Annotated in this window: 12 protein-coding genes and 1 tRNA gene; 9 read left to right on the top strand and 4 right to left on the bottom strand. The window is 44.5% G+C overall.

All coding sequences use genetic code 11. The features are described 5' to 3' along the window. The 4 genes from DEH07_10935 to DEH07_10920 form a co-directional block, all read left to right on the top strand. Positions 1-114, top strand: a 114-nt coding sequence (locus DEH07_10935) for an IS200/IS605 family transposase (GenBank protein HBY05003.1), incomplete at its 5' end; no start/stop codon positions are given. 67 nt (positions 115-181) lie between these two features. After that, positions 182-730 carry a macrolide ABC transporter ATP-binding protein gene (locus DEH07_10930; protein ID HBY05002.1) on the top strand — a complete coding sequence of 183 codons (549 nt, stop codon included), beginning with the start codon at positions 182-184 and terminating at the stop codon, positions 728-730. Beyond that, on the top strand, positions 730-3,120 hold the full coding sequence (locus DEH07_10925) for a hypothetical protein (GenBank protein ID HBY05001.1): 2,391 nt from the start codon (positions 730-732) through the stop codon (positions 3,118-3,120). The genes DEH07_10930 and DEH07_10925 overlap by 1 nt, the downstream gene beginning before the upstream one ends. A gap of 16 nt (positions 3,121-3,136) precedes the next feature. Further along, positions 3,137-4,309: an efflux RND transporter periplasmic adaptor subunit gene (locus DEH07_10920; GenBank protein ID HBY05000.1), complete on the top strand. Its 1,173-nt coding sequence runs from the start codon at positions 3,137-3,139 to the stop codon at positions 4,307-4,309. Between the two features lie 13 nt (positions 4,310-4,322). Here the strand turns inward: DEH07_10920 and DEH07_10915 are convergent, their stop codons facing one another. The 3 genes from DEH07_10915 to DEH07_10905 all read right to left on the bottom strand — a co-directional run bounded on the left by DEH07_10915 (position 4,323) and on the right by DEH07_10905 (position 5,449). Next, positions 4,323-4,502 carry a hypothetical protein gene (locus tag DEH07_10915; GenBank protein HBY04999.1) on the bottom strand — a complete coding sequence of 60 codons (180 nt, stop codon included), beginning with the start codon at positions 4,500-4,502 and terminating at the stop codon, positions 4,323-4,325. A gap of 74 nt (positions 4,503-4,576) precedes the next feature. Then, a tRNA-Val gene (locus tag DEH07_10910) sits at positions 4,577-4,651 on the bottom strand. A 48-nt stretch (positions 4,652-4,699) separates the two neighbouring features. Then, positions 4,700-5,449, bottom strand: coding sequence for a prepilin peptidase (locus DEH07_10905; protein HBY04998.1), 750 nt, complete (start codon positions 5,447-5,449; stop codon positions 4,700-4,702). Positions 5,450-5,891: 442 nt separating this feature from the next. Here DEH07_10905 and DEH07_10900 point away from each other — a divergent pair, with 442 nt between their 5' ends. From DEH07_10900 to DEH07_10880, 5 genes are all read left to right on the top strand, one after another. After that, on the top strand, positions 5,892-7,550 hold the full coding sequence (locus DEH07_10900) for a type II secretion system protein GspE (GenBank protein ID HBY04997.1): 1,659 nt from the start codon (positions 5,892-5,894) through the stop codon (positions 7,548-7,550). A 2-nt stretch (positions 7,551-7,552) separates the two neighbouring features. Next, the gene (locus DEH07_10895; GenBank protein ID HBY04996.1) at positions 7,553-8,653 is read left to right on the top strand and encodes a type IV pili twitching motility protein PilT; all 1,101 of its coding nucleotides are present in this window, start codon (positions 7,553-7,555) and stop codon (positions 8,651-8,653) included. Between the two features lies 1 nt (position 8,654). Continuing rightward, positions 8,655-9,881, top strand: coding sequence for a type II secretion system F family protein (locus DEH07_10890; GenBank protein HBY04995.1), 1,227 nt, complete (start codon positions 8,655-8,657; stop codon positions 9,879-9,881). Between the two features lie 65 nt (positions 9,882-9,946). Further along, positions 9,947-10,372: a hypothetical protein gene (locus DEH07_10885; protein ID HBY04994.1), complete on the top strand. Its 426-nt coding sequence runs from the start codon at positions 9,947-9,949 to the stop codon at positions 10,370-10,372. A 60-nt stretch (positions 10,373-10,432) separates the two neighbouring features. Then, positions 10,433-11,182, top strand: coding sequence for a YdcF family protein (locus DEH07_10880; GenBank protein ID HBY04993.1), 750 nt, complete (start codon positions 10,433-10,435; stop codon positions 11,180-11,182). Here DEH07_10880 and DEH07_10875 read toward each other — a convergent pair. Beyond that, a complete protein-coding gene (locus DEH07_10875) occupies positions 11,179-11,772 on the bottom strand; it encodes a hypothetical protein (GenBank protein HBY04992.1) in 594 nt (197 codons plus the stop codon). The two genes, DEH07_10880 and DEH07_10875, sit on opposite strands and share 4 nt — an antisense overlap. Positions 11,773-12,017 lie beyond the last annotated feature (245 nt).

The following is a 12,017-nucleotide window of genomic DNA, read 5'->3' as shown; positions in this document are numbered from 1 at the left end:
TTGAATGAACAAACGATAGCAAAGTATATACGCGAGCAAGATAAACACGATCAGATAATAGATAAAATTTCGACCAAAGAACTTGAGAGCCCTTTTAAGGGTCCTGCCAAGTAATCAGTGCACATGGCTTGAACGAAGTTTAAGCCAGCGTCATTTAGGCGCTGGCAAGTAATTAGCCCTTATAGGGCTCGTGCAAGCCGCCCCATTTTGGGGTGGTCTTGACTTTTTCGGGGAGAATTTGAGCCGGGCCGGCGAGAAGCAGTTAACCCGGTACAGGCGTGAAGAAGTTGGCTTCGTATTTCAATTTTTTAACTTGATACCGGATCTGACTGTAAGGGAAAATGTGGAACTGGCTGCTCATTTAGTGGCCAAACCCCTGTCGGTAAAAGAAATTCTCCAGGAAGTGGGCATGGCGGACAGGATGGATCATTTCCCTTCCCAACTCAGCGGGGGTGAGCAGCAGCGTGTTGCGATAGCACGCGCAGTAGTGAAAAACCCGCGCCTGCTTATTTGTGACGAACCGACAGGTTCCCTGGACTATTTAACCGGCAGGATGATCCTTGGCCTGCTTTCCAGGATAAACCGCGAACTTGGCAGCACGGTAATTATAGTAACACATAACGCGCCTATTGGCGCAATGGCCCATCGTGTGGCGCGCATGAGCAGCGGTCTGATTGTTGAGATTATCGAAAATACTGTCCCTGTTTCACCGGAGAGGATTGAGTGGTAGTGAATGTCCTGACAAAAAGGCTTTTCCGCAACTTCATAGTTTCACGAGGCCAGTTCCTGGCCATCACAGCCGTAATTATGGTCGGCGTGACTGTATATGTATCTATGATTTCCACATGCTACAATATGACGAAATCGGCCGATTGGTTTTACCATGACTATAACTTTGCTGATTACTATTTTCATATAGTCAAGGCGCCGCAGGGCATTCTGCGTCAGATTGAAGCTGTTCCCGGAGTAAATATGGCGACCGGGCGAATTCAAAAGGATGTTACTATCCTCATGGAAAACGGGGAGAGGGGAACCGCCCGGCTGACCAGTTTCCCTTTGCCGGTTGAAAATGCTGTTAACCGTCCTTATCTTTTAAGCGGCAGCCTCTTTAAAGAAGGAGCCCGGGAAAGCAGGGCGCAGGTTCTGCTGGATCCCAAGTACGCACAGGCCAACAACCTTTCCAAAGGCGGTACGGTTACTGTCATAGCCGAGGGCAGGGAAGTTCAGCTGGATGTGATCGGTACTGCGACAAGCCCGGAGTTTATCTATACCGTTAAGGATGCGGCAAGTTTTATGCCGGATTCAAAAGGTTTCGGGGTTTTTATGATAACAAACAGTCTGGCCGAGGATATTCTTGATTTATCCGGCCAGGTCAACCAGGTAATAATAAAACTGGCGCCGGGCGCCGATGAAAAGAAAGTTTCCGAATCAATTAAAGATATTCTGCAGCCGTATGGGCTTCTGGCCAGTTACCCGCGCAAAGACCAGTTCAGCGCTGCAATTCTGGATGGGGAACTGGGGCAGCTGCGGAATTCGGCAGTTTATTTCTCTTCTATCTTCCTCGGAATTGCAGCTTTGATAGAACTGGTGATGCTGGGGCGGATGGTCAAAATCCAGCGCCTGCAGATCGGAACGATGAAAGCCATCGGCTACAGCAGTTTTCAAATCATGCTGCATTATACCGAATATGCTCTGGCTATCGGTCTGCTGGGCTTGTTGCTGGGAATTTTTCCCGGTATATTTTTTTCGGCTTCACTGTCGAAACTCTACGCATCGTATTTTAATCTCCCTGTAACTGTTGGAGGGGTCAATCTTCAAGCTATTTTTTACAGTATCGTACTTACTTTGGGTGTCAGCGCAGCTGCCGGTTTGGCGGCCTCACGCGGCGTACTGGGAGTGCGTCCGGCCGAATCTATGCGCCCGGTGTCTCCCGGGAAGACCGGTAAGGTATTTCTGGAGAGATGGACTTCAGTCTGGGAGAGAATAGATCTGTCCTGGAAAATGTGCCTGCGATCGGTCAACCGCAACCGGTTTCGTACAGCCGTAACAGTACTCGGTGTTATGTTTGCGACAGGGCTGCTCGTGCTGTCGCTTTTCATAAACGATACATACAGTTACATGCTGGATACTCTTTTCAGCAGAGATCAGCTATATGATTATTTTGTGCGCTTTGATGCGCCTGTAAAAGAAACTGAACTGCTGGCCATTTCGCGGCTGGATGCTGTTACAAGAGCCGAACCTGTGTTGGAAGCGCCTGTGAAAATTAAATTCGGAAGCCTTTCCAGGGACGAGGTTATTATGGGAATGCTCCCGGATGCAGAACTAAAAAGAATTTGGGACAGTTCCGGAAGACCCCTTTTTGTCTCTGGGGAGGGCCTGCTGATCAGCGAGTCGACAGCTAGGAAACTTGGCGTTAAAAAGGGCGCCAGTGTGCAGGTGGAAACGCTTCTCGGCATGGGTCCTCTGCGCGTCGCCACTTTGAAAATTGCCGGCATAAACAGTCAGTTTATAGGGGGAGTAAGCTATACAACGCTTGAACAATTAAACGGCATTTTGCAGGAAAAAAATGCTGTTTCGGGAGCGATGCTGAAAGTTGCTCCCGGCAGATCGGCGGAGTTTGAAAAAAACCTGTCCGGTATGAACCGTATATCATCCATTATAAGCCGCAGCAAGGAGTTGGAAGGAATAAGGAGCAACCTTGGATATATGTTTACTTTTGTCTTTATTATGGTTGCTTTTGCTGTTATTCTCGGGTTTGCTATAGTGTACAATGCCTCAGTGATCAGTTTTGCCGAACGGAAAAGGGAGATGGGTTTCCTGCGTGTGTTAGGCTACAGAGTGAATGAAGTTTCAGGCCTTTTGCTGAAGGAAAACCTTTTACAGACGGTTTTTGGCGTGCTTGTCGGGTTGCCGTTCGGGCGCCTGATCTCCGGAGCATACATATATTCCGCGACGAGAGACGAGGTTTATTCGGCATATTCCATGCAAATTGTGATTTACCCCCTGACTTACATAATTTCGGCAGCTTCAGGGGTGCTTTTTATTGCAATTGCTTACTGGCTGGCAGTTAAAAATATAATCAGGCTCGATCTTGTGGAAGTTCTCAAAGCCAGGGACTGATTAAAACTACTAAATAATTGAGGAGGCGGCGGGATTGAATCGCAAAAAAATAATTTATGCGGGTATAACAATCCTGATAGCAGCGGGAATCGTCTGTGGATGGCTGCTTGGCAGCGTAAAAAATGTTGATACTGTGCAGGCAGTCAAGGGCAGCATTGTTAAGGAAATTATCGACACCGGTTACGTCCAGCCGGTGGACAGCAAAGATCTGTACGCTGCGCAAAACTCTACGATAGAACAGCTGCCTGTGGAAGCCGGCCAAAAAGTTGAAAAGGGGCAGATCCTTGTTGTGCTGGAGAACCTTGATCTGACAATCCAGATCCGCGACACCCGTTCTTTATTGTCCCAGACTTTGATAGACGCTGAGGGATCGAAAGCGGCGTTGGATAAAGCCTCCGCAGAGCTTGAAGATGCGAAAGAAAATTATGCCCGTATTCAGAACCTCTACGAAACAGGCGCCGCATCCCGTGTGGAATATGATAGAGCAGCCCTGCAGGTCCAAATAGATGAAAAAACCCTTCAAGAAGCCTCAACCGTACTTGAAGCAGGCCTTGCGCAGGCAGAGGGGCTTAAACAGTCTCTGGCCGTCCTTTCGGCAAAAGAGGAGCAGCTTACAGTTAAAAGTCCCCTGGAGGGTATCGTACTTGCCGTTCCTGTAAAACTGGGGCAGGTTGTTAACTCCGGAGTACTTCTGGTTACTGTAGCGGATTCAGAACAGCTTGAGATAAAAGCGGATATTTTAAGCGATGATCTGGGGCAGGTTGCCGTCGGTCAGAAAGTAACCGTTACAGCACCGGTACTTGACCGCCGGCTTACCGGCGCCGTGAAAAAAATTTATCCTCAGGCTGAAGAAAAAATATCCGCCCTCGGAGTTATTCAGCGAAGGGCGCCGGTCCTGATCACCGTTAAAGATCCCGCTAATTTAAAGCCCGGTTTCGAGGTTAAAGTGGCTATCCAGACGTTAAGCCGGACAGATGTGCTTATAGTGCCGCGTGAATCCGTAATCACCAGGGGCGACGGCCAAAAAGAAGTCGCAGTTGTTAATAATGGCCGGATAAGTTATCAACTGATTGAAACAGGAATTAACGATCAGGACAATATTGAGGTTGCCGGCGGCCTTAAAGAAGGTGATCTAGTAGTCCGGGACGGCAGCCTGGGCCTCAAGGAAAATACAAAAGTTAAATTTTAGCAGTAATATTTAATTAAGCCTTCCGGTAAACATTCAAGCCGATTTTAATATCCTCCTTGTCCGGTATGGATACGTTTCCTTCAGTCGAGCCGATAATGATACTTTTTCCGGAGGAGGACCTGCCAAATTCCTTTGAGATATCAACTGTTATTGTCAATATATTGCCGGTAAGCTTCATTTCGCAGTTCTTCATAAATAAATATTATCTCCTTATCAATCCTGAATAAAAATAAAAACCCTGTAACCGTTGGCGTTAAAGGATTTATCTGGTGGGCACGGCTGGTTTCGAACCAGCGGCCTCTTGAATGTGAGTCAAGCGCTCTCCCGCTGAGCTACGCGCCCAAAACAAATATATTATATTGTAGCATTTGTTCTGCCCGCTGACAAGGGTTAAAAACCCGAATAGGCAAGGTACAGCTCAAGCAGCGGTTTCCCCCAGAAAATACTGATCATAATTCCGGCAGCGTAATAAGGTCCGAACGGGATGGGGTCTTTTCTCTTTTTTACTTTTAGCGCCAACATGATCAGGCTGGCAATGCCTGCGATACAACAGGACAAAATCAGGGCGACTATGCTTTGAGGCCAGCCAAGAAACAACCCCGTTACACCGGCGAGCTTGATGTCGCCGCCCCCCATTCCTCCGTTACTGATCAGTGCTAAAGCCATTAAGGCGGCAAAAGGGACAAACATACCTAAAAGAACGGAAACAAGACTGTGTTCCCGGGTTAAAAGGCCCATGACTATTCCGCTTCCCAGCAGGGCAATCACCAATTTGTTGGGGATTATATAATGCTCCAGATCAATAAAAGAAATTGCTACTAAGAAACAGGCTAAAAGGAGGTATTTGAGCAGAAGCAAATTTAATCCCAGCGAACAGTACAGGGCTATAAACAAAAATCCGGTGAGAAGTTCCACAAGCGGGTAGCGCCAGTGTATCGGAGATTTGCAGTACCTGCACCTGCCTTTTAAAACGAGGTAGCTGAAAAGGGGCGCCAGATCCCGGGGCGCAAGATTATTGCCGCAATTGGGGCAATGGGAAGCAGGAAAGACGATTGACTCATTTCTTGGTATGCGGTAAATGCATACATTCAAAAAACTTCCTATGACTAGGCCTATAACAAAAAAAAGAATCGGCGTTATAAAATGCAACTTCAAGATCACCTGTTCGTGTTTGTTGTTTATAAGGGGAATTCATGCAAAATAGCTGGCACAAGGTTAGCACATTTTTAGATTGCAGGCAAGAATATTTAATCTATCTGTACACAAAAAACTTGATGTAAAGAATTTATCGCTTAAAAAAATTGGCTAATATAGTAAAATTATAGTTTACAAAAGGAATAATTCCCATTAAAATGAAATAAAAAATATTTCCTGTTAAAAAATAAAAAATGCCTCTGGGGAAGGTACTTCAGAAAATGATTACAGAACCCGAAGTAATAGAATAGGAAAAAGTTGCAGAAGAAGTAGTTGTTGATGAGGCGCCTGAGGTTTGATTTGCAGGTAATAACATTTGGTTTGGTAAACAAATCTGATGTCACTTATTTTCCGGTATGGAAGTGTATAAAGAGTGGCTTTAGCTGTAATAAGAAAAAGAAAATTATTGGGTGAAAAATTAATTGAGGAAGGCCTTATTACCGGGGAGCAGCTTGACGAGGCCTTACGCGTTCAAACCCGGACCGGTGAGTTATTGGGCCGCATCCTGATTGAATTGGGAATGATATCCGAGGATAGCCTTAACAAGATACTCGGAATACATAAGATTGAACCGAAAGACGAAATAAAAGCAAACCTGCTTAAAACTATTCCCGAGCAGCTAATCCGGAAATATAAAATGTTTCCCATTAGAAAAGAGGGAAAACACCTTGTTGTTGCAATGGCGGATCCTTTAAATATAATTGCCATAGATGACCTGAGACTGCTTACCGGGCTAGATATCAAATCAGTAAAAGCCAGCGAAAAAGAAATAAATTCCTATATTGATAAATATTTTGGGCTTCCTGAAGTGGAAAAGGTGCTTCAGGAATTGCTTACAGAACCCGAAATAATAGAGCAGGAAGAGATTATAGAAGAAGTAATTGTCGACGAGGCGCCTGTTATCCGTTTGGTTAATTCCCTGATTATGAAGGCAATCAACGAGGATGCAAGCGACATTCATATTGAGCCTTTCGAATTTTCCGTACGGGTGCGCAACCGTGTCGACGGCATACTCAGAGATGTAATGACCCTTCCCCGTAAGATGGTTCATGCGGTTGTTTCACGTATTAAGATAATGGGCAGTATGGACATTGCCGAGCGGAGAGTTCCCCAGGACGGCCGGATACCTCTAAGGATTGCCGGACGGGAACTGGACTTGAGAATATCAACCATGCCCACGGTTTTTGGTGAGAAAGTTGTTATTCGTATTTTGGACAAGGGGAATATAAAGAATTTTACTTTGGAAAATCTCGGTTTCGGACCTCAAAATATGAATTATTTTAGGAAGTTTTTTAAAAATGCTCACGGTATCATACTGGCGACAGGTCCAACCGGAAGCGGCAAGACAACTACCCTTTATACTGCGCTTAACTCTATTAATTCTATTGAAAGAAATATTGTAACTGTTGAAGATCCGGTGGAATACATGCTGGAAGGCATCAACCAGTCCCAGGTAAATATAAAAGCCGGAGCTACTTTTGGCAATTATTTAAGATCAATTCTCCGGCAGGATCCTGATGTAATTATGATCGGAGAGATTCGCGACTTTGAAACAGCTGAAATTGCCGTAAGGGCTGCCACCACGGGGCATCTTGTGCTGTCGACCATGCATACCAATGATGCTCCCGGAGCTATTACAAGGCTGATTGATATGGGAATTGAACCTTTCATGGTTGCCTCCTCTGTTATCGGGATCGTTGCCCAGCGCCTTGTCCGTAAAATTTGCCAGAACTGCCGTCAAGAATATACACCGGACAAAGCGGAAATAGCTTTTGCGGGTTTGGAACACGAAGACACCGTCTACCACGGCGCTGGTTGTGAAATATGCAATCATACCGGGTATAAAGGAAGAATCGCCATTCATGAAGTTTTGAGTGTGTCTCCTTCCCTTCAAAACCTTATTTTGCAGAAAACGTCCAATGATGAACTGCGGAAAGCTGCATTCATAGAAGGCATGATTTCTTTAAAAGAAGACGGGCTCCAAAAAGTTTTCGAGGGTGTTACAACCATAAAAGAGATTATCAGAGTGGCGTTCAGGGAGGAATAAATTTGAACATCGTTAAGATCCTGACGCAGGCCGCAAAAATAGGCGCTTCAGACGTTCATATAACCGCCGGCAAGCCGCCTGTATTCAGGCTGCATGGAACGCTTCATCCAGTAAATGACTCTAAAATCAAGGAAAAGCTTGATCTTTTAAAAGATGAGGAGATAAAGACGCTTGTACCGGAAGATACGGATCTTTTAGCCCGGCAGTTGATGGATGAGGAACAATATGACAAGTTTAAAACAAAGGGAGATTTTGATTTCTCATACTCGGTTCCAAATGTTACGAGGGTACGCGTGAATGTTTTTAAGCAGAGAAACAGCACTGCCCTGGTGATGCGGGTTCTGAATACGAAAATGCTTTCTTTTCAGGAATTGGGCCTGCCAAATATACTTAATTATCTGTCCAAGAGGCCAAATGGGTTAGTGCTGGTTACCGGGCCTACAGGCAGCGGAAAGTCAACCACACTGGCATCAATGATTGACTTGATCAATAAAGAAAAAAGGCTGCATATTATAACGCTTGAAGACCCGATAGAATATTTGCACCGACATAATCTCTGCATTGTCAACCAGCGCGAAATAGGACAGGATACAGAATCATTCGCTGTTGCACTAAGGTCTGCCCTGCGGGAGGATCCGGACGTAATCCTGGTAGGTGAAATGCGTGATTTGGAAACTATTTCAATCGCTATAACAGCTGCCGAGACCGGCCACCTTGTCCTGGCCACACTCCATACCTCAAGCGCTGCGGAAACAATCGACCGCATCATAGATGTTTTTCCCCCCGGTCAGCAGCAGCAGATCAGGGTTCAATTGGCCAATACCCTTGAAGGAATAGTCGCCCAGCAATTGGCGCCCAGGATGGACAGGCCCGGACGTGTGGCGATCTTGGAAATACTTGTAGCCAACCCTGCTATAAGAAACATGATCCGCGAAGGAAAGACCTTTCAGATATATTCCCAATTACAGACCGGCGGTAAATATGGGATGCAGACGTTGGACACATCTTTGCGGCTGCATTATCAAAATAAAATAATTTCCCGGGAAGAAGTCGTCAACCGGGCCCACGATCCCGAATCGATACTCAAAAGTGCAGGCGCTTAATATGTCTTTATCATTTAGCTACAAAGCCAGAAATTTATCGGGACGCATGATGGGCGGCAAAATCCAGGCTGATAGTTTAAAAACTGCAATGGACCTGCTGCGCCAAAAAAATTATTTCGTACTCGAAATAAAACCCATTCGTACGTTGGATTTTAATTTCGGAAAACTGTTAGGCATTAAAATAAAGATTAAAGAGTTGGCCGTTTTTTGCAGGCAATTTGCCACTATGAGTTCGGCCGGCATACCTTTGTTGCAGTGCCTGAATATACTTATCCGTCAAACTGAAGCCAAGAACCTGCGCGAAATCCTTCAGAATGTAGTCCTTGAAATTGAAAAGGGAAAAAGCTTAAGCGAAGCCTTTAAAGAATATAAAAACAATTTCCCCGATTTATTTATCAACATGCTTGCCGCGGGTGAAATAAGCGGCACCATCGATCAATCGTTGTCCCGCCTGGCCCTTCATTTTGAGAAAGATCACGAATTGAGGGAAAAGATAAGATCGGCGATGACCTATCCCCTTTTTGTTGGCGGAATGGCCTTTGTAGCGATGATTTTTTTGATTGTCTTCGTAGTTCCAATTTTTGTAGATATTTTCAATTCAGTTGGAGCGGCTCTTCCTCTGCCAACCCGGATTGTAATAGGAATCAGCTCAGCTGTCACACATTTCTGGTATCTGTTTGTTACTCTTCTCCCGGCTTCTTTCTTTGCCTTAAGGAGGTTCTGCGCTACTGAGAGAGGTAGAAGCATTGTTGACCACATGATGCTCAAAGTACCTATTTTAGGTCAGATGAACCACAAATTAATTGTGGCAAGATTTGCCAGAACCTTATCTACTCTTTTAAGAAGCGGAGTCCCTTTGATGCAGTCTCTGGAAACAATTGAAAGAATTATCGGCAACAGCATAGCTTCGAAAGAAATTAACGCTGCCAGGCAAAGTATCAAGGAGGGGGAGAAGATGGCTCCCGTAATGCTGAAGAGTAAGATTTTCCCCCCGATGGCCGTTAATATGATCTCCATCGGCGAGGAATCCGGCGCGCTGGACGAACTGCTTGAAAAGCTGGCTGTTTTTTACGAGCAGGATGTTGAATACATCATTGCCAGGTTTTCCAGCCTGATTGAACCCGTCATGATAGCCGTTGTAGGCGCAATGATAGCTTTCATTGCGATTTCTATATATCTACCCCTGTTCCAGATGTCCGGAGCCCTCGGGCAGCAAAACGGAATGTAGATTAGTAGGACCTCAAGGGAAAACATTTGGTTATTATTCATTTAACGAGAGGAGGTGATTTAAGGATGCTAAAAATCCTGCGTAAAGAAAAAGGATTTACGATGATTGAAATGATGGTGGTGTTGGTCATCATTGCGGTTCTTGTCGGCGCCGGCATCAAGTTTTACACCGGGTATATCGGGAAATCAAGGATAGACAAGGCCAAGGCGGATATTTCAACAATGCAGGCAGCGGTGGAGAGCTATTATGCGGAAAATGGCCAATATATTGGTGACACCAATGGAGGAGATCTTGCGACTATAGGGTTAAGTACAGATATGGTCGGTATACCTGGTACAACTGGCGCGACTGCGGGCAAAACATATGTGTATGACCAGGTAGATACTTCTAGTTACAAAATATATACAGTTGCAAGTTATGGCGGTCTCTATGTTGAAGGAACAGGGGCAAACGGCACATCTGAAAAAGCAGGAACAGTAACTTCTCCTTAATAGTTAGTTAATAAGAAAGGGCAGCCACAAAAGGCTGTCCTTTCTTTAAGGAATTAAGAGATGCTATATTTTATCAAGTTTATTTATACAACCTTTTTATTGCCGCCAGGTTTCTTAATTATTATTTTTGCCCTATTTTGTTTTTGGCTTTTCAGGCGTGACAGGAAGGCTGCAGTTATCCTTGCCGTGATAATTTTTATTTTTTACATCTTATCTACACCCTTTTTAAGCGATCCGTTAACCAGAAGTCTGGAATATAAATACCGCCCGCCGTTATCTATAAATGGCGATGTTATTGTTATGCTTGGGGGCGGCGCTACTTCAGATACTCCTGATCTTGACGGACAGGGCCATCTGTCGGGCCATGCCGCAAACCGCCTGATCACAACTGTAAGACTATACAGGATTACAGGCCTGCCGGTAATCATTTCCGGGGGAAAAGTGTATTCAAATACCGGCAACGAATCACTTATAGCAAAACGTCAGTTAATTGGCTTGGGAGTACCGGAGGAAAAAATAATTACCGAAGACAGAAGCCTCAATACTGAGCAGAATGCTTTATACATCAAACAAATAATGCAACAGTATAAATTTAAAAAGCCTGTCCTTGTAACTTCGGCGTCGCATATGCGCAGGGCTGTGTTAAACTTCGATAAAATAGGCGTTGATACGACGCCATATCCAACGGATTATAAGGCGAACTCCAATTTTGAATTTAGTGCGGGGATGCTTGTCCCGTCAGCTTCCGAAATATTGGATACCAGCATTATAATTAAAGAGTATTTGGGAATATGGGCTTTGCGGTTTTAAATAGACAAACTTTTATCTGTTTCATGGTATGAATTGGCAAGCGCTAATCCAAGAACAATCCAAAATACAGGCATGATCGCGACGATATCTATATTTACAAAACCTTGCACAAGGTAAGCCGCAATCATCGCAAAGATTAAAAAACCAGTTTCGTTGTATGTTTTTCTTAATAAAGAAAACAGAAAAGATAAATAGGAAAACAAAGCAAATACACCCATGGTAATGGCTATTTCCAAATAAATGTTATGTGCTTTATCTACAAGTTCATTTATCGGAGTCATTAGCTTTCCGTATATAAGCGAATCAGGGCCTATTCCAAATGCCCAAAAGTGTTTCAGTAGTTTTATTGTATGCTGCCAAATAAAAATCCTTTGATTGCCCGCCTGTCCTTCCAAACTTATCCCGCTTGATATCTCTCCTGAAAGAGAAGAAAACTTAAATAACATAATCTCTTTTCTAAATGGGACTAAAATTAAAATAATCATTATACAAACTAAATAGAAAAAAAAAAAACTATTTGTTTTCTTTGTTCCCTGTTTTTCCAAACGTGATAAACAATAATTAAAGAAATTGGCAAAAAAGCAAGCCATGCTCCTCTGCAAAGGCTAACTATCAATCCTGAGAATATGAGAAAGGAAGTAATAAGATAAAGGCATTTTTTAGGTTTTACATTGAGGACATTTGTCCGGCTAAAAATCTCTTAGTATCGCAGTATTCCTTGCTTCTTCGGGCATCCCCACCTTTCCTAATACAAATATGGCGTGTTGGGGACTTTCCGGTATAGGCGGGGGGGCAGGAGCCCGGAGGGGGCCCGGGACCCCCCCCATACCGGCGG

Origin of the sequence: Desulfotomaculum sp., from assembly GCA_003513005.1 — a bacterium.
Classification (GTDB): domain Bacteria; phylum Bacillota; class Desulfotomaculia; order Desulfotomaculales; family Nap2-2B; genus 46-80.
The sequence above is the reverse complement of the archived record's forward strand: the minus strand, read 5'-3'. Positions and strand labels throughout refer to the sequence as shown.